This window comes from Cytobacillus sp. Bva_UNVM-123 (assembly GCF_046351715.2).
Lineage (GTDB): Bacteria > Bacillota > Bacilli > Bacillales > Cytobacillaceae > Cytobacillus.
In genome coordinates this window covers 2,050,649-2,068,060 of record NZ_CM177772.1, presented here as the reverse complement: position 1 = coordinate 2,068,060, position 17,412 = coordinate 2,050,649, and the positions used below count along the sequence as shown (strand labels likewise).

The 17,412-nt window shown below is 37.1% G+C and carries 18 protein-coding genes; 1 reads left to right on the top strand and 17 read right to left on the bottom strand.

Annotation, left to right across the window (positions count from 1 at the left end; translation table 11 throughout):
• Position 1 precedes the first annotated feature (1 nt).
• The 7 genes from fabG to KDN24_RS10160 all read right to left on the bottom strand — a co-directional run bounded on the left by fabG (position 2) and on the right by KDN24_RS10160 (position 7,630).
• Positions 2–745, bottom strand: coding sequence for a 3-oxoacyl-[acyl-carrier-protein] reductase (gene fabG / locus KDN24_RS10190; RefSeq protein ID WP_409974749.1), 744 nt, complete (start codon positions 743–745; stop codon positions 2–4).
• Positions 742–1,689: an ACP S-malonyltransferase gene (gene fabD, locus KDN24_RS10185; RefSeq protein ID WP_409974748.1), complete on the bottom strand. Its 948-nt coding sequence runs from the start codon at positions 1,687–1,689 to the stop codon at positions 742–744. The genes fabG and fabD overlap by 4 nt, the downstream gene beginning before the upstream one ends.
• Before the next feature lie 34 nt (positions 1,690–1,723).
• Positions 1,724–2,716 (bottom strand): phosphate acyltransferase PlsX, encoded by a 993-nt coding sequence (gene plsX, locus KDN24_RS10180; RefSeq protein ID WP_409974747.1) that lies wholly within the window; start codon positions 2,714–2,716, stop codon positions 1,724–1,726.
• A 47-nt stretch (positions 2,717–2,763) separates the two neighbouring features.
• Positions 2,764–3,333: a transcription factor FapR gene (gene fapR / locus KDN24_RS10175; RefSeq protein WP_409974746.1), complete on the bottom strand. Its 570-nt coding sequence runs from the start codon at positions 3,331–3,333 to the stop codon at positions 2,764–2,766.
• Between the two features lie 62 nt (positions 3,334–3,395).
• Positions 3,396–5,444, bottom strand: coding sequence for an ATP-dependent DNA helicase RecG (gene recG / locus KDN24_RS10170; protein ID WP_409974745.1), 2,049 nt, complete (start codon positions 5,442–5,444; stop codon positions 3,396–3,398).
• A gap of 124 nt (positions 5,445–5,568) precedes the next feature.
• Positions 5,569–7,251 (bottom strand): fatty acid kinase ATP-binding subunit FakA, encoded by a 1,683-nt coding sequence (gene fakA, locus KDN24_RS10165; protein ID WP_409974744.1) that lies wholly within the window; start codon positions 7,249–7,251, stop codon positions 5,569–5,571.
• A 16-nt stretch (positions 7,252–7,267) separates the two neighbouring features.
• Positions 7,268–7,630, bottom strand: coding sequence for an Asp23/Gls24 family envelope stress response protein (locus tag KDN24_RS10160; RefSeq protein WP_409974743.1), 363 nt, complete (start codon positions 7,628–7,630; stop codon positions 7,268–7,270).
• A 328-nt stretch (positions 7,631–7,958) separates the two neighbouring features.
• On the opposite strand from KDN24_RS10160, the gene rpmB reads away from it, so the two are divergent.
• Positions 7,959–8,147 carry a 50S ribosomal protein L28 gene (gene rpmB / locus KDN24_RS10155; protein ID WP_066393509.1) on the top strand — a complete coding sequence of 63 codons (189 nt, stop codon included), beginning with the start codon at positions 7,959–7,961 and terminating at the stop codon, positions 8,145–8,147.
• Positions 8,148–8,367: 220 nt separating this feature from the next.
• Here rpmB and spoVM read toward each other — a convergent pair whose 3' ends face one another.
• The 10 genes from spoVM to def form a co-directional block, all read right to left on the bottom strand.
• Positions 8,368–8,448, bottom strand: coding sequence for a stage V sporulation protein SpoVM (gene spoVM, locus KDN24_RS10150; protein ID WP_409974897.1), 81 nt, complete (start codon positions 8,446–8,448; stop codon positions 8,368–8,370).
• Between the two features lie 92 nt (positions 8,449–8,540).
• Complete coding sequence (locus KDN24_RS10145; RefSeq protein WP_409974742.1) at positions 8,541–9,188, bottom strand: thiamine diphosphokinase; 648 nt, start codon at positions 9,186–9,188, stop codon at positions 8,541–8,543.
• A 27-nt stretch (positions 9,189–9,215) separates the two neighbouring features.
• A complete protein-coding gene (gene rpe / locus KDN24_RS10140; protein WP_409974741.1) occupies positions 9,216–9,869 on the bottom strand; it encodes a ribulose-phosphate 3-epimerase in 654 nt (217 codons plus the stop codon).
• 2 nt (positions 9,870–9,871) lie between these two features.
• A complete protein-coding gene (gene rsgA / locus KDN24_RS10135) occupies positions 9,872–10,753 on the bottom strand; it encodes a ribosome small subunit-dependent GTPase A (RefSeq protein ID WP_409974740.1) in 882 nt (293 codons plus the stop codon).
• 45 nt (positions 10,754–10,798) lie between these two features.
• The gene (gene pknB / locus KDN24_RS10130; protein WP_409974739.1) at positions 10,799–12,772 is read right to left on the bottom strand and encodes a Stk1 family PASTA domain-containing Ser/Thr kinase; all 1,974 of its coding nucleotides are present in this window, start codon (positions 12,770–12,772) and stop codon (positions 10,799–10,801) included.
• Entirely contained in the window at positions 12,769–13,527 is a 759-nt protein-coding gene (locus tag KDN24_RS10125; RefSeq protein WP_409974738.1) for a Stp1/IreP family PP2C-type Ser/Thr phosphatase, read from the bottom strand. Before KDN24_RS10125 ends, pknB begins: the two co-directional genes overlap by 4 nt.
• Before the next feature lie 4 nt (positions 13,528–13,531).
• Positions 13,532–14,584: a dual-specificity RNA methyltransferase RlmN gene (gene rlmN, locus KDN24_RS10120; RefSeq protein WP_409974737.1), complete on the bottom strand. Its 1,053-nt coding sequence runs from the start codon at positions 14,582–14,584 to the stop codon at positions 13,532–13,534.
• Between the two features lie 3 nt (positions 14,585–14,587).
• Positions 14,588–15,940 carry a 16S rRNA (cytosine(967)-C(5))-methyltransferase RsmB gene (rsmB, locus tag KDN24_RS10115; RefSeq protein ID WP_409974736.1) on the bottom strand — a complete coding sequence of 451 codons (1,353 nt, stop codon included), beginning with the start codon at positions 15,938–15,940 and terminating at the stop codon, positions 14,588–14,590.
• Entirely contained in the window at positions 15,918–16,886 is a 969-nt protein-coding gene (gene fmt, locus KDN24_RS10110; protein ID WP_409974735.1) for a methionyl-tRNA formyltransferase, read from the bottom strand. Before fmt ends, rsmB begins: the two co-directional genes overlap by 23 nt.
• Positions 16,883–17,368 carry a peptide deformylase gene (def, locus tag KDN24_RS10105; RefSeq protein ID WP_409974734.1) on the bottom strand — a complete coding sequence of 162 codons (486 nt, stop codon included), beginning with the start codon at positions 17,366–17,368 and terminating at the stop codon, positions 16,883–16,885. Before def ends, fmt begins: the two co-directional genes overlap by 4 nt.
• Between the last annotated feature and the right edge of the window lie 44 nt (positions 17,369–17,412).

The following is a 17,412-nucleotide window of genomic DNA, read 5'->3' as shown; positions in this document are numbered from 1 at the left end:
ACTACATGAACATTCCACCATCGACATGAAGTGTTTGACCTGTCATATATCGACTATCTTCTGACGAAAGAAACACAACAACATTTGCAATATCAGCTGGATCACCAAATCGAGCTAAGGGAATTTGCTGTAGCATTTGTTCCTTTACATCATCATTCAGCTGATTTGTCATATCAGTTGTAATAAATCCTGGCGCGATTGCATTAACAGTAATTCCGCGTGAGGATAGCTCCTTGGCTGTTGTTTTTGTAAGTCCGATTACACCAGACTTTGCTGCAACGTAATTGGCTTGTCCTGGATTTCCGCTAACACCCACAATCGAAGAAATATTAATAATCCTTCCACTTCTTTGTTTCATCATTTGTCTTGTCACAGCTTTTGTACAAAGGAAAACACCTTTTAAGTTGATGTTAATGACATCATCCCATTCATCTTCCTTCATCCTCATAATAAGATTATCTCTTGTAATCCCAGCATTATTAACTAAAATATCAATTTTGCCGAATGTTTCAATCGTTTCTTTCACCATATTAGCAACTGCTTCACTGTCCGCAACATTACATTGATATACGAAAGCATTTCTACCTAAAGCTTTAATTTCTGCTACAACATTGTTTGCTCTCTCTTCGCTTCCCGAGTAATTAACGACAACGTCAGCACCTTGCCTCGCTAATTCAAGTGCAATTTCCCTTCCAATTCCACGGGAAGCTCCTGTCACGATCGCAACTTTTCCTTCTAGCTTCATTGATTTTCCTCCTTTAACAACTCGATTACATTCATACAAGTGTCTTTGTCAGAAACATTAAATGTACGAACTGTTTTATTTATCTTTTTCACTAAACCAGAAAGAACCTTTCCTGGTCCAATTTCGATAAAAGTGTCTACACCTAACTGGAGCATTCTTTGGACAGAATCCTCCCATAGGACAGGAGAGTATAGCTGCTCAATTAAACGCTCTTTCATTTCATCAATTGATGTCATTTCTCTTGCTGTCACATTCGCAATTACTGGGACTGCTGCATCATTCATATGAAAATCGTTTAGCACTGATGTGAATTTCTCTGCTGCAGGCTTCATTAGTTCGGAATGGAATGGTCCACTTACCACTAGCGGCATCACCCGTTTAGCACCTGATTCTTTTGCTTTAAGTGAAGCTAGCTCCACACCTTTTCTTGAACCCGAAATAACAATCTGACCAGGACAATTTAAATTTGCTAATTGAACAATTGTCCCTTCAGTCGTAATCTCTTCCGTAATTTCGCGAAGCTTATCTCGATCAAGACCAAGTACTGCTGCCATCGTTCCTTCACCGTTCGGCACGGCCTCCTCCATATATTCACCTCTTTTTCGGACAGCGTAAACACCATCTTCAAAAGAAATGACTCCAGCAGCAACAAGTGCTGTATATTCACCGAGGCTATGTCCCGCAACATAATCAGGCTTTACTCCAGATTGTTTAAAATACTCTAGTATAGCAATGCATGTTGTTAATAAAGCAGGTTGGGCATTTGTAGTTAATGTTAACTCTTCTTGAGGCCCATTAAAAATTAACTCTGAAAGCGGAAGATTTAATTTTTTATCCGCTTTTTGAAAAAAGGCCATTACCGATTGTTCAGCTTCAGCAAGTGCTAAACCCATACCGACTGTTTGCGATCCTTGCCCTGGAAATATAAAAGCTATTTTTCCCATCTATTCTTCCCCTTTATATGATTGTCCTTGATAACTATTTTTGAGATTCTTTTTCTACCGCTTCTTTAATCGTATTAGATACATTGTATTCAACCATTTCTCTCGTTTGCTTTATAGCACTAAATATCGCATTTGCATCAGAAGAGCCGTGTGCCTTAATTACTGGTGCTTTAAGACCAAATAATCCTGCACCACCATACTCGGAATAATCCATTTTTGCTTTTAATTGCATTAAATCCGGCTTCAATACAGCTGCTGCCAACTTGCTTTTAAAGCTGCTCATCAAAGAGTCTTTAAGCATCTTAAAAACGGTCATTGCTGTACCTTCAATCGTTTTTAACACCATATTCCCTGTAAATCCATCCGTAACAACAACATCAGCTACACCGTCTAGTAAATCTCGCGCTTCAACATTCCCAATAAAATGAATGTCTGCCCCCTGCAAAAGTTGGAAGGTATTTTTCGTTAGTTCATTTCCCTTTTTTTCTTCTGTTCCGATGTTAAGGAGACCAACACGAGGATTAGACACCCCACGAACTTTCTCAGCATATATCGCTCCCATAAGGGCGTATTGCAGTAAATGCTCAGGCTTCGCATCAGCATTGGCACCAACATCTAACAGGAGAAAGCCTTCTCCACCAATCGTTGGCAATGTCGGTGCTAAGGCAGGGCGTTCTATGCCTTCAATTCGCCCTACAACGAATAATCCAGCAGCCATTAGTGCACCCGTATTGCCTGCGGATATACAAGCATCTGCTTGTCCATCCGCAACTAATTGTGCAGCCATTACCATTGACGCTGTCTTTTTTCGTCTCACCGCTCTTACAGGCTCATCTGTTGGTAATATTACCTCTTCAGTATGTAGAACATCAATTTGGTCACGTTTCGATAAATACTCATTTATTTTCAATTCGTCCCCAACAAGGGTAATATGTATATCACGATAACTTTCGACAGCTTTCATAGCTCCAAGGACAATTTCCTTCGGAGCATTGTCTCCTCCCATTGCATCAATAACTATTTTCATGCAGAGCTACATCCTTTATGATCTTATTTTGATAAAATAATATTAGTCTAATGTTTGCCTCCAGAGCGATACATGATAAATTCGCCTTTAAAAACTAATTCATTATTCACAAAGCTTGTTACTTCAACGATGGTTCTTCCTTTTTCCGCATCAATTTTAACAACTTTAGCTTTCGCTATTACTCTTTCATTTTCTTTTACAGAACGTGTAAACTGGATATTAGCTTTAGCAGTTAATGCAAGCTCATCATTCATTAAAGCAACTGCGAGCGAATTTGCCTGTGCAAATAAATGATGTCCTCTGGCAATTTGATTTCTTTTAAATACATGCTCCGCTTTAATATCTAATATGGAAATGGCCGTTTTATCTAATTCAATATCAATAATTTCACCAATAATCTCATCGATTGGTAATGCTCGTACTTCTTCATCAAAATTCTTTTCAGCGACATGTTTAATCCGTTCTCTCAACTCTGGGATTGCTAATTCAAGTCGATCCAGGCGAATTGTTTGGACACTGACGGAAAATTTTTCAGCAAGATCTTCATCTGTAATAAAAGGGTTTTCCTTAATTGTCGCCGCTAATAATTGCTGTCTATCTTTCTTATTTCTTCTCATTTATCACACCGTCCGAGATATTAAGACTAGGTACTAATAGTAGTATATAATCAATAATGATATTAATCAAGCTTTTCTCCTTTAAGAACACCTGATTCTTTTAAATAATTTCTTAAATGGACATACTCATCTGCAGTCCAAAATTCCTTTGTTTGCACAAGCTCCGCTGCATCTATTCTCGCTGTTTCTAATGCACGATAATCATGAACCATGTCAGCTATCTTAAACTCTGGGAGACCGCTCTGTTTTTTTCCAAAAAAGTCACCTGGCCCTCTTAATTCAAGATCCTTTTCACTTAGTACAAAACCATCATTCGTGTCTGTCATGATCTTCATACGTTCTTTTCCCACTTCTGATTTAGGATCGGCAAGAAGAATACAGTATGATTGTTCACTTCCTCTTCCTACTCTTCCTCTTAATTGATGCAATTGGGCAAGCCCAAATCGCTCTGCATCATATATGACCATTATTGTTGCATTTGGAACATTTACACCAACCTCAACAACAGTTGTTGAAACAAGTATTTGCAGATCATTTACACTAAATGCTTTCATCACAGTCTCTTTTTCTTCTGCTGTTAATCTACCATGCATTAACCCAACTTCGTACCTACCTTGAAAATAATGGATTAATGAGCTATGTACATCAATTGCATTTTGTACATCCAGTTTATCTGACTCTTCGATAAGTGGACAAATGACATATGCCTGATGACCTTTAGCTAATTCCTTTTCTACAAAACCTAGAACGCGGTCCAACATGTTTTCTTTCGCCCAATAAGTCTCAATTGTTTTCCTGCCTGCTGGCATTTCATCAATAATAGAAACATCCATTTCACCAAACACAGTAATAGCTAATGTTCGAGGGATTGGGGTAGCTGTCATGAATAACACATCCGGATTTTCACCTTTTTCACGTAAAATCCTTCTTTGCCCAACACCAAAACGATGCTGCTCATCTGTAATAACAAGCCCAAGTTGATTGAATTCTACTTCCTCTTGGATTAATGCATGTGTGCCAATTAAGATGTCAATATCTCCAGTTTTCAATTGCATTAACAACTCTCGCCGCCGTTTTCCTTTAATTGAACTTGTTAACAGCTCACAGCGAACATCGAATGACTGCAGCATCATTGTCAAAGATTGCGCATGCTGCTCTGCCAAAATCTCTGTCGGTACCATTAACGCCCCTTGATAACCGGCGCTCACACTTGCAAAAAGAGCAATCGCTGCTACTGCAGTTTTACCAGACCCTACATCACCTTGTAAGAGTCGATTCATTCTATAAGGAGATTTCATATCTGAGAGAATTTCATTAATAACTCGTTTTTGAGCATTCGTTAACGAAAATGGGAGGGAATGAATAAAAGCCTTTATTTTTTCGAGGTCATACTTTTGTGTAACTCCTTTTGAATTCTCTCTTTCCACTTTTCTTAACGCTTGCATTTTTAATTGAAAATAAAAAAACTCTTCAAAAACAAACCTTCTCCTTGCTTGTTTAAGCTCATGCTCGTTCGTTGGAAAGTGCAAAGTTTTTAAAGCATGCTTCCGATCCATAAGCTTATATGAATTTACATATTTTACAGGTAAATTTTCTTCAATACATTGACCATATTGTGTGAAGGCAAGTTTGATAAATCGTCTTATCCCTTTAACTGTCATTTTCCCCTTAACGGCATAAACGGGTTCGAAATCTTTGTTGCTCTTCTGAATGCCAACATGAATTTCATTTACAGTAATCGTTTGACGATGCTGATCCCATTTTCCAGAAACTGTAACAGTTTCATTTATGACTAATTTATTCTTTATATATGGCTGGTTAAATAAAACAGCTTGGATCAAATATCTCTCAACGAGTATTCGAATGGTCAGTCTTGAACGTTTTCTTCCAAAATACATAAGAACAGGCTCACTATGTATCTTCCCTTCAACCGTTACTCTCTCATCATGCTTAACTTCAGCTAAATCTCGAAGGCGATAATCTTCATAACGATATGGAAAATATTCAAGCATATCTTTAACAGTTAAAATATTCATGTCAGCTAAAGCTTCTGCCGTTTCTTCGCCGATTCCTTTAATAGTAGATACAGGCTTTGTTAGTTGAGTATTCACAATTTATTAAACGGTAAAAACCGCTATACCTCCTTTCGTTTTAATTCATAAGACTCCATATATTTCCGTAATAGTCAAAAAAGAAGGGATTGAAGCCCCTTCTTTTCGTTCGTCTTTTTCTAATTTATTCGATTGAAAAAATGAACGCATATAAAGGCTGCTTGCCATCATGCACTTCAATTTCTACATCTTCATATTTTTCACTCATATAGGCTTCAATTGCTGCTACCTCTTCATCCGTAGCATCTTCACCCTTTAAGATAGTGAGAATTTCGGTATCATCATCAAGCATGTCAGCTAGTAAATCTTTAGCTGCTTGCACTTTATCTTTATTTTTTACAATGATTTTCCCTTCCGCAATACCCATGAAATCGTCTTTTTCAATCTCAAGACCATCGATGCTCGTATCGCGAACAGCAAATGTTATTTGCCCTGTTTTCACATGTTGTAGTGCTTCATCCATGCTAGCCTTATTTTGCGCTAAATCAGCAGATGGATTAAAGGAAAGCAAAGCAGACATCCCTTGCGGAACAGTTTTAGAAGGGATCACAACTACTTCTTGCTCAGATACTTCAGCTGCCTGCTGCGCAGCCATTATGATATTCTTATTATTTGGTAGAATAAAAACCTTTTTAGCATTTACTTCTTGAATAGCCTTAACGAGATCTTCAGTACTTGGATTCATTGTTTGGCCGCCTTCAATAACTGCATGCGCCCCAATACTGCGGAATAAATCTGCAATTCCACGCCCCATTGAAACCGTCACGATCCCATATTCTTTTATTTCTTTTGACTTTTGCTCTTTCTCAGAAACAAGAGGTGTTTTCACTTCATCAATAATATTAGAATGCTGCTCTCTCATATTTTCGATTTTCATATTGATTAAGCTGCCATATTGCTGACCGTAAGTTAAACAATCCCCAGGCTGTTCAGAATGAATATGTACTTTTACAACTTCTTCATCAGAAATGACTAGTAATGAATCACCAAGTTCACTTAAATCTTGACGAAACTTTTCTTCCGAAAATGGTTTTTTTGCGAGTTTTTCACTTTCTAGCTTCACCATAAATTCCGTGCAATAGCCAAATACAATATCCTCAGTGTTCATAAAGCTTTGAACATTTTTATGATGTTCAGCATTAACGAGATCATCCATATTTGGAAATACTGTAGGTGCGTCAGGAAGCTGCTCACCCTTCAATTCAGCAAGAAACCCTTCATAAACAAAAACAAGACCTTGACCACCACTATCAACTACCCCAACTTCCTTTAATACAGGTAGTAAATCTGGTGTACGCTCCAAAGAGGCTTTTGCTTCTTTTACAACCGCTTCCATAATGGTTACGATACTATTTTCTTTTTTAGCTATTTGCACTGCTTTTTTTGCTGCATCCTTCGCTACTGTTAAAATCGTTCCCTCAACAGGCTTCATTACTGCTTTATAAGCAGTTTCAACACCATTGTTTAATGCTTGAGCAAATTCCTGACCATTAATTTCAGCCTTCTGCTCAATTGCCTTTGAGAAACCGCGAAATAACTGTGATAAAATCACTCCTGAATTACCGCGTGCTCCCATGAGCAAACCTTTCGAAAGTGCCGAACCGACCTTCCCGATATGTGCTTGGGCATTATTTTTTACTTCCTTTGCACCGGAAGTCATAGACAAATTCATATTTGTTCCCGTATCTCCATCAGGAACAGGGAATACGTTTAGCGCATCTACTAATTTGGCATTAGCAGATAAATGGTTGGCTCCTTGAATAACCATTTCTGCAAAACGCTTTCCGTCTAAAACTTTTATAGACACAAAACTTTCCTCCTCACTACGGGTTCGTTACACGAACACCTTGAACGTAAATATTTACCGAGTCAACCGACAGTCCAACTGTTTGATTAAGAGTGTATTTTACTTTCGATTGGACGTTATGAGCAATCTCGGAAATTTTCGTTCCGTAACTCACAATAATATACATATCAATATGTACTACATCTTCTTCCTGGCGCACAATTACCCCGCGAGTAAAATTCTCTTTACGCAATATTTCTGTTAAGCCATCTTTAATTTGATTTTTTGAGGCCATGCCAACTATTCCATAACAGTCAACAGCCGCTCCACCGGCAATTGTTGCAATTACATCATTTGAAATATCAATTTGCCCATATTTCGTTTTTAATTCGATGGACATTATTCGTTCCCCCTTTTAGCAAAATAAGAAAACGTAAAAATAGACTATCTGCTAGTGAACATTTTACTATATGGATTCAAATATTTAAAGTAATAGTTCTATTCTATATTATAGCTTATAATCCACTATGCTATGTCAAGGAATTTTTCTTGACTTTATTGAAACACAGCTATTGCATTAAAGAAAGTTGTATGATAAATTATTAAAGTATCTTTAATGGCAGAAAAACGAAATAGCTGTTTTTCTCATTAAATTAAAATCGTCATCTAACAGAGCAGATGAAAGCTTAAAATTAGCATCAGCTTTTGTTTTAAGGAGGGAAATAAATATGCCACGCAAATGTGTTGTCACTGGTAAAAAAACAACTACAGGTAATGCACGTTCCCACGCAATGAACGCGAACAAGCGTACTTGGGGTGCTAACCTTCAAAAAGTTCGTATTCTTGTAGACGGTAAGCCAAAACGTGTTTGGGTTTCTGCAAGAGCGCTAAAATCTGGTAAGGTAGAACGCGTATAATAACGCATAAGAGAGTGTCCCAAAAGTCTAACTTTTAGGTGCACTCTCTTTTTTTGTTCTTATTTACTAATCCGTTGATTTCCGTTCCAGACGCTTCGCTTCCTCAGCGCAAGAACATTTTACTTTAGCACGTTAATAAACTTCATTGGTATTTTAGCAACTATGTATTTACAGCAAAAAATAAAGCACCTACATTGAGGCGCTTTTTCTTTTTGACTTGTTAATTTTTCTTAAAGGTTCCTAACATGGCGCGGACAATGCTACCTAAAAACCTTGGCAGTTTTATTGTATAAAATCTCATTTCTCATGTCCCTCCTCACAATCTTCCACATCCATCTAATATCATTACCATCATATTCAAAATAAAAAGATAAGTACTTATTAATTTCAAGATTAATCATTACTTCTTACAACCATTAATATGCCTGTAGAAAATGAAAAATTACCATAATCATTAATAAGTTCATTGCTAATACATAGTGTTGAACCTAACAGAATATGACGATTTTTTAACGGATACTTAAAGCCTTCAAGAGAAAGATCATGAATTTCAGCTGAAATTGGGATAAAAGAAATATACTTTTTTTCCAAACTTTTTTTTATTGGATAGCTCCCAGGCGCCTTTAAGAAAACAATATTTTTTTGATCAATGATTTCGATTGGAACGTGATTTCCATCCAAGATCGGTTTAATAAGGAGCTGGATGTTAGCAAAAAAATGATCTAATCTGCCGCCAGTCGCTCCAAATATGCGAATTTTATTAGGACGTTGTTCTTTCGCCCACGAAACTGCTAGCTCCATATCTGTTTCATCTTTTTCTGGCCTATATTGATGTAGTTCTCCTACGATTTCTTTAATGTTTGCCAGTTCGCTAACTGTAACAGAGTCAAAGTCACCAAAAGCACTTATCGGTTTTATACCGAGCGAAAACAAAGTTATAACGCCTTTATCTACACCGATCCATCTATCTTGTTCTGTCTCATATTTAGTTAAAAGAGGCAGCAACTGAATTGGTCCGCCTCCTAAAATATTAATGTTCATTCAATCACCTTAAACAGCTTAATCCTGCTATTTCACAGCAGTTTTAATAGCAGAAATGGCGTTTGCACGGTCTTTCGCATTATAGACCGCGGACCCAGCAACAAGTACATTCGCACCCGCTTCAATGCAGAGTTTTGCTGTTTCTACATTTACCCCACCATCTACTTCAATCTCAATATTGAGTCCTCTATCAATTGCTAATTCTTTTACTTCAGTTATTTTTGGAAGGACAGAATGAATAAACTTTTGTCCTCCAAAACCAGGATTGACAGTCATTAGCAAGACTAAATCAACATCTTCTATAATATGTTTAATTGTATTTACTGGTGTCGCGGGGTTTAATACAACACCTGCTTTAACACCAAATGATTTAATGAGATGGATTGTTCGATGCAGATGTCGGCATGCTTCGACATGTACAGTAATATAATCTGCCCCTGCTTTCGCAAATGCCTCAATATATTGATCTGGATTTTCGATCATTAAATGAACATCGAGAGGAAGCTTCGTTACAGGCCGGATTGCTTCGACAATCAGAGGACCAATTGTAATATTTGGGACAAAATGTCCATCCATTACATCGACATGAATATAATCCGCTCCTCCTCGTTCAACATCCTTAATTTCCTCCCCTAATTTCGAAAAATCAGCAGATAATATCGATGGCGCAATTTTTACCATGACTAATACCTCGGCTTTCTATCTTTAATTTCCTGCAAAAAAGTTTTATAGTGCTCATAGCGATATGGGGGAACTTCTCCCATTTCAACTGCTGTTTTAACTGCACATTTAGGCTCAGCGATATGAAGACAACCTCGGAATTTACAATCTTCACTTAATCTTTTTATCTCTGGAAAACAATAATTTAGATCTTCCATTTCAATATTTGTAAATTCGAGAGAACTAAATCCCGGCGTGTCAGCGACTAGCCCATTTCCAACTTCAATCAATTCCACATGTCTTGTCGTATGCTTTCCCCTGCCTAAATGTGAAGATATATCATTTGTTTTCAATTCCAAATTAGGATTTAGCGCATTAAGCAATGAAGATTTTCCAACACCAGACTGGCCTGCAAAAACGGAAATTTCTCCTGATAAATAAGGGTATAATTCTTTAATTCCATCTGCAGTCTCAGAAGAAGTTAACAAGACATCATACCCCGCTTTTTCATATTCAGAAGCATATGAGCGAATGTCTTTATTTTGTGATTCATTTGTCAAATCCATTTTTGTAATACAAATGATGGGTTTTATCTCATTAAATTCGACCAGAACGAGGAAACGGTCAAGCAAAGCAGGGCTAAAATCAGGCTCAACCGCAGAAAAAACAAGAATAGCCTGATCAACATTAGCAATTGGTGGACGAACTAGTTCATTTGTCCGCTTTTTTACTTCGAGAATATAGCCCTCTTTGTCATTTTCGGCTTGAAAGACCACTTCATCACCAACGAGGGGCGTTACTTTATTTTTTCGAAACACCCCACGCCCTCTACATTGCACAATTTCATCTCCACTTAAAACATAATAAAAGCCACTCAATGCTTTAATAATTTTGCCCTCAGGCATAGCAACACTCCTTACTAATAATAAAGTAACAATAAACGCTGCTTGTTATTCTTCATATTGGACGACTTCTTGCAAGATCACACTATTATCTCTCATAATTCGATAGCCTGCTTTATGACCATAAGGAACCAATAATTCTAAACGCATTTTATAATTCTCAGTTATTGTAAATGTATCATAAGGCTCTGTCATATTGTGGATCATATCGTCAATATATATTTGTATTTCCTGTTCTTGTCCTTCTTCCGTTGGTTCATATGGAATAAGCACATCTTTATATACTGTTTTTGGAGGGATTTCTTTCTTCCCTTTTGAGAGAACGACTTTCACTTTACTGCCTTTTGTTAATTCAGTATTAGGAGCTGGATCTTGAGAGATAACTAGACCTTCAGGAATTTGTTCATGATATTCCTCTTTAACAATCTCAATGATGAATCCTGTCGAATCTTGATAAACTTGTAAATTTTTCTGATTATAATCTTTTAGATCCTTTAACGTAATAAGCTCAGGGCCTTTGCTAACTGTTAAAATTAAATCAGTTTCCTCAGGAACGACTGATTGCCCTTCAGAAATATTTTGATCAAGAATCATCCCTTTTGGCTGAGTTTCATCATTTACTTCATTGCTTTCTATTGATTTAAAATGTTCTTTATCTAATAATCGATAGACTTCGTCATAAGAACTACCAACATAATTACCAATTTCGAACTCTTCCTTGCCAAGACTTTCGTAAATCGTTATTTCGGTCCCCTCTTTAACGAGTTTTTCAGCCTTCGGATCCGTTCTAATAACGAGGCCTTTGTCGAGATCGTCATCAGGAATTTGCTTCGTATCACTCACAACGAAACCAGCACCTTCTAGTTCTTTAATTGCCGCTTCGATTTCCTTCCCTGTTACATCAGGGACAGGAACTTCTTTTGGCGACAATAAACCTGGCAATACTGTTAACGTTAAGATAATTAAAATAATTAAACCGACAAAAACTGAAACTAAAACGATTGGCCACTTTTTCCGCTTTTTCTTTTCTTGCTTTTTCTCTTTGTCAGCTTTTTTATTTGTTTCTTTTGTTTCTTTTCCTTCTTTACTGTGCACAACTGTTTCTTCTAAATTTTGATACGTATGCTCATTCGTAATGATTGGAATTGCTTTTGTCGCATCATTATCGATTGGAATCAAGAATTTTTCTTCATTTAAACGACTTGGATCAAGGGCCGTGCTTAAATCTTCTTCCATTTCTTCTGTACTATTATACCGATCGAAAGAATCTTTTGCAGTCGCCTTCAAAACAATATTCTCAACACTTTGGGGAATCGATGGATTCCATCTTCTCAATGAAGGCGTTTCAGACTGTAAATGCTTAAGAGCAATCGAAACAGCTGACTCACCCGAAAACGGCAATCTTCCCGTTAATAGCTCAAACATGACAATTCCTAATGAATAAATATCTGACTTCCGATTAGCCATACCACCTCTTGCTTGCTCAGGAGATAGATAATGAACAGAGCCAATGACTGAATTTGTTTGAGTAATACTTGTTGCACTTAATGCCATAGCAATACCAAAATCAGTAATCTTCACATTTCCTTGGTGATCAATCAAAATATTATGAGGCTTAATATCACGATGAATAATATGGTTTTGGTGTGCATGTGAAATCGCTGAAGTTAGCTGCTTCATAATTTCTATCACTTCTTCGACTTGAAGCGGACTGTTTTGCTGTATGTATTGTTTTAATGTTTGACCATCAACATATTCCATGACGATATAATATATGGAATCTTCTTCCCCAACATCGTATATACTAACAATATTCGGATGCGCTAAACTTGTTGCAGATTGGGCTTCCCGATGAAAACGGCGAATGAATTCTTCATCGTTAGCAAAATCAAGACGGAGCATTTTAAGTGCAACATCACGATCAAGAATCATATCATGCGCGAGGTAAACATTAGCCATACCACCTCCGCCGATTGTTTCGAGAATTTTGTAGCGCCCACTTATTCGTTTTCCTATCATCATAATTCATCACCATTTTCATGACTGCCCAAATACTCTAAAATGATAAGAGTAATATTATCCTCACCGCCACGATTATTAGCCATTTCGATAAATTCAGTTGCTTTATCACTTAAACTATGAGCGTTAGTAAGAATATCTTTCATTTCCGTTTCACTTACTTTATTTGAAAGTCCGTCTGAGCATAAAAGCAATTTATCATCTTCTTCAAAAATAATTGTTTTCACATCTACATTTACGGTTTCTTCAGTACCTAGTGCTCTTAATACTACGTTCTTCATTGGATGATGCTCAGCATCCTCCTTTGAAATTTGCCCTGATCGTACTAACTCATTAACAAGTGAATGATCATCGGTTAATTGTTGAAATCCGTTTTCATTTAAAATATAGCAACGACTATCACCGACATTCAAAATACTAACAAAACGCTCAGTGCAGATGGCTCCAACGATAGTCGTACCCATCCCTTCACATTCTGAAACTGTTTTTGAATGCTCAAATAAAATTGAATTTGTTTGTTCAACATTTGATTTTAGCCATTCTTCTGCTTCATCAGCTGTTTGCAAATTCGTTGTGGCTTCCCAACGTTTCTGCAAATTGGATAATGCCATTTCACTTGCAACATCACCAGCACGATGGCCCCCCATGCCATCTGCTACGATGGCAAGGCGTTGACCACTTTGATTAATGAAAATTCCCCCATTATCTTCATTATGCTGACGAATTTTTCCACGGTCTGTTCTATAAACAGCTTTCATTTTGTCACCTCGTCTCCTCTTTTCGCTCCTTTGCACGAAGTTGTCCACATGCTGCATCGATGTCATGCCCTTGCTCTCTGCGAATCGTTACATTAATTCCATGATTTTTTAATGTTTTTTCAAACTGAAAAATTTTCTCTCTCGGTGTTCTTTCATAGTCTCTTTCAGGAACGTAATTAACTGGTATTAAGTTAACATGGCATTTAATGCCTTTAATTAATTTTGCCAATTCCTCAGCATGTTCTACTTGATCATTCACGCCACCAAATAATCCATACTCAAAGCTAACCCTTCTGCCCGTTTTATTCACGTAATAGCGAATGGAATCCATCAAATCAGGCAATTTATATGCGCGATTGATCGGCATAAGACGACTGCGAAGTTCTGTATTTGGCGCATGAAGAGAAAGCGCAAAATTAATTTGCAAATTTTCATCAGCAAATTGATAAATTTTCGGGATGATTCCACTCGTTGAAACCGTAATATGACGCGCACCAATATTTAAACCACGGTCATGATTAACAATTTTTAAAAATGAAAGCATTTGATCGTAGTTATCAAACGGTTCCCCAATTCCCATTATAACAATTGAGCTTACCCGTTCATCTGTTTCATCAAGCGCTTGCTGTACCTTCACAACTTGGGCGACAATTTCGCCGGCTTCCAAATTTCGTTTAAGACCACCTAGTGTAGACGCGCAGAATGTACAGCCAATTCTGCAGCCTACTTGAGTTGTTACACAAACAGAATTCCCGTATTCATGTCTCATGAGGACGGTTTCAATCGAATAACCGTCATGAAGTTCGAACAAGAACTTTATCGTTCCATCTGATGATTGCTGATGAATAATTGTATTCAAAGTCGTTAATGTAAAGGAACTTGCTAACGATTCTCTCAACGCTTTAGATAAATTCGTCATTTCCTCAAAAGATGAAACCCTCTTCGTGTACAACCAATCAAAAATCTGTTCGGCACGAAATGGCTTCTCGTTCATATTACTTAGCCAATCTTTTAACTCATTTAACTGTAAAGAATAAATGGACGGTTTTTGCTCCATTTATTACACCTTCTTTCTCAGACAAGCAATGTAAAAGCCGTCTGAACCGAAATGCTGAGGCAAGATTTGCAAATCAAAATTACTTATTAACGGGCAAATCACTTCAGGCATTCGCTCCTTTATGCTTAAATCACCTTCGAAGTCTTTATTTTCTAGTAAAAATTCTTTCATTACATGTTGATTTTCTTCCAAATCAACTGTACATGTACTATAAACTAGAATACCACCTTTTTTCAACAAAGGGGAAATAGCTTTTAGCAAGTTTTTCTGGATATTGGCAAGTTGAAATATGTCAGTCTCTTTTTTCGTATATTTCATATCTGGCTTTCTTCTCATAACACCTAGTCCAGAACAAGGGGCATCTAATAATATTCGATCAAATGTTTCAGATTCAAACTGCCCTTGTACCAATCTGCTATCTAATACAGTCGTTTCAATATTTGTTAATCCAAGTCTAGCAGCATTGCTCTTAATAAGTTTTACTTTATGTTCGTGTAAATCAAGCGAGATAACTTTTCCAGTATTCTCTAATTTTTCCGCGATATGAGTTGATTTTCCGCCAGGAGCAGCACAGGCGTCTAATATTAACTCATCTTTAGAAACACCTAAAGCATATGCAGCAAGCATCGAGCTTTCATCTTGGATGGTAATAAATCCTTCCTTAAATACATTCGAATTTGCTAAATTGCCACGATAGCATGTGATGCTTTCGGGAATAATCGAACTAGCTTCAACTTGGAATCCCTCACCAATTAGCTTTTCAATGCACTCTTCTCTTGAGGCTTTTGTCACATTTACCCTAGCTGTCTGTAACGGCGCTGTTAAATTTAACTCACACATCTTTTTTGTTTCTTCAAATCCGAGCTGAGCCACCCATCTTTTTACAAGCCATCCCGGATGGCTCGTCTCAATTGCTAACCTTTCAATTGGATCTGAAATGTTCTCTAGTGAGGGCAGCCCTTGTCTTTGGATATTTCGTAAAACACCATTTACCATACCCGAAATTCCTTTATGTCCACGAAATTTTGCGATTTCAACTGCTTCGTAAATGGCTGCGCGATCAGGAATTTTATCTAAATAAACCATTTGATAAAGAGTTAAGCGAAGTAATTGGTAAACCCAGCTGTCTATTTTTTTCTTACCTTTAAGAAATGGTTCTAAAAAGAAATCGAGACTCATTCTCCGCTGCAATGTTCCATATGTTAATTCTGTCAATAGCCCAATATCTTTAGGGTCAAGCTCATTTTTTTTTATCGCATCATTTAAGAGGAGGTTGCTATAGGACTGGTTCTTTTCAACTGCCTCCAATAGATCAAGTGCCGTTTTGCGAACGTTATTTTTCTTTGTTGTTTTCATTATTTTCTCCTAGTTGATCACCGACAGCAATTTGAGAACTAGCACCGCGTATATATTGTAATGCTGACATTTTTTTCTTGCCTGATGGTTGAAGCTCCGTAATTTTAATAGCCATATCATTTCCAGAAGCAACAACAATCCCGTCATCTTCAATTTTAACAATTGTTCCTGGGGAAGCTTTTGCAGCTATTTTTATTTTTTCCCCCCACCAAATCTTCCATACTGAACCTGCAACTGTTGTATAGGCAACTGGCCACGGGTTTAAACCACGAATATGATTATATATTTCTTCACCCGTATTGCTCCAATCAATTCTCTCTTGTTCTCTTTTAATGTTAGAAGCAAAGGTTGCTTTTTCATCATTTTGTTTTATTGGTGTAAGTTCGCCTTTTAATAATTTAGGGAGTGTTTCTGATAAAAGTTTTGCTCCAGCCATACTTAACTTATCATGAAGGGTCCCAACATTATCCGCTTCGTCAATCGAAACTTCAACCTGTGTTAATATATCGCCCGCATCAAGCTTTTCAGCCATATACATGATCGTAATGCCTGTCTTTTCTTTGCCTTGGATAATGGAATAGTGGATAGGTGCACCACCTCTTAATTCTGGAAGGAGAGATGCATGTACATTAATACAACCGTATTTCGGTGCTGTTAATAATTCATTAGGCAAAATTTGCCCAAATGCTGCCGTAATAATTAAATCAGGATCTAATGCAAGAATTGGATCTAATTCTTCTTTTACTCTTATTTTCTCTGGTTGATATACAGGAATTCCAAGCCTTTCTGCCTCTACCTTAACAGGAGGTGGTGTTAATATTCTTTTTCTACCGACGGGTCGATCAGGCTGTGTAACGACCGCAATGACGTTATATCCATCATTTACAATTTGCTGTAATACTGGAACAGAAAAATCTGGTGTTCCCATAAAAACTATTTTTGTCATTCTTCATCCAACCCTTCCAACTCTTCTTCATCCAAATATCTCGTCACCTTAGAAGTAAATAATATGCCATGTAAATGATCTATTTCATGTAAGATCGCCCGTGCTAAAAAGCCTTCTGCTTCAAATGTATAAAATTTCCCTTTACGGTCTTGTGCTTTAATCTTCACATAGTTAGGTCTATTTACTTCTCCATAAATACCTGGAAAGCTTAAGCAGCCTTCTGGTCCATTTTGTTCACCACTCGTTTCAAGTACAACTGGATTAATCATTTCGATTGTTCCATTCTCATCATCAATGTCAACAATAGCGATTTGATGAGCTAAACCGATTTGTGGTGCAGCAAGACCAACTCCATCATATTCAATCATCGTGTCATACATATCGTGTAATAGCTTCGTTAATTTTTTATCAAAAACGGCCACTTTTTCACACGTAACTTCTAATATTTCAGCTGGGTAAGTTATTATTTTTCTTACTGGCAAAGTAGTTCCTCCAATATTGTACGTATTCATCATTTTCAACCATT

What these genes read in the sequence shown, in the direction of transcription:
- fabG (WP_409974749.1), bottom strand. Translation starts at nt 745, where the DNA reads ATGAAGCTAGAAGGAAAAGTTGCGATCGTGACAGGAGCTTCCCGTGGA.
- fabD (WP_409974748.1), bottom strand. Translation starts at nt 1,689, where the DNA reads ATGGGAAAAATAGCTTTTATATTTCCAGGGCAAGGATCGCAAACAGTC.
- plsX (WP_409974747.1), bottom strand. Translation starts at nt 2,716, where the DNA reads ATGAAAATAGTTATTGATGCAATGGGAGGAGACAATGCTCCGAAGGAA.
- fapR (WP_409974746.1), bottom strand. Translation starts at nt 3,333, where the DNA reads ATGAGAAGAAATAAGAAAGATAGACAGCAATTATTAGCGGCGACAATT.
- KDN24_RS10160 (WP_409974743.1), bottom strand. Translation starts at nt 7,630, where the DNA reads ATGTCCATCGAATTAAAAACGAAATATGGGCAAATTGATATTTCAAAT.
- rpmB (WP_066393509.1), top strand. Translation starts at nt 7,959, where the DNA reads ATGCCACGCAAATGTGTTGTCACTGGTAAAAAAACAACTACAGGTAAT.
- spoVM (WP_409974897.1), bottom strand. Translation starts at nt 8,448, where the DNA reads ATGAGATTTTATACAATAAAACTGCCAAGGTTTTTAGGTAGCATTGTC.
- KDN24_RS10145 (WP_409974742.1), bottom strand. Translation starts at nt 9,188, where the DNA reads ATGAACATTAATATTTTAGGAGGCGGACCAATTCAGTTGCTGCCTCTT.
- rpe (WP_409974741.1), bottom strand. Translation starts at nt 9,869, where the DNA reads ATGGTAAAAATTGCGCCATCGATATTATCTGCTGATTTTTCGAAATTA.
- rsgA (WP_409974740.1), bottom strand. Translation starts at nt 10,753, where the DNA reads ATGCCTGAGGGCAAAATTATTAAAGCATTGAGTGGCTTTTATTATGTT.
- pknB (WP_409974739.1), bottom strand. Translation starts at nt 12,772, where the DNA reads ATGATGATAGGAAAACGAATAAGTGGGCGCTACAAAATTCTCGAAACA.
- KDN24_RS10125 (WP_409974738.1), bottom strand. Translation starts at nt 13,527, where the DNA reads ATGAAAGCTGTTTATAGAACAGACCGTGGAAAAATTCGTCAGCATAAT.
- rlmN (WP_409974737.1), bottom strand. Translation starts at nt 14,584, where the DNA reads ATGGAGCAAAAACCGTCCATTTATTCTTTACAGTTAAATGAGTTAAAA.
- rsmB (WP_409974736.1), bottom strand. Translation starts at nt 15,940, where the DNA reads ATGAAAACAACAAAGAAAAATAACGTTCGCAAAACGGCACTTGATCTA.
- fmt (WP_409974735.1), bottom strand. Translation starts at nt 16,886, where the DNA reads ATGACAAAAATAGTTTTTATGGGAACACCAGATTTTTCTGTTCCAGTA.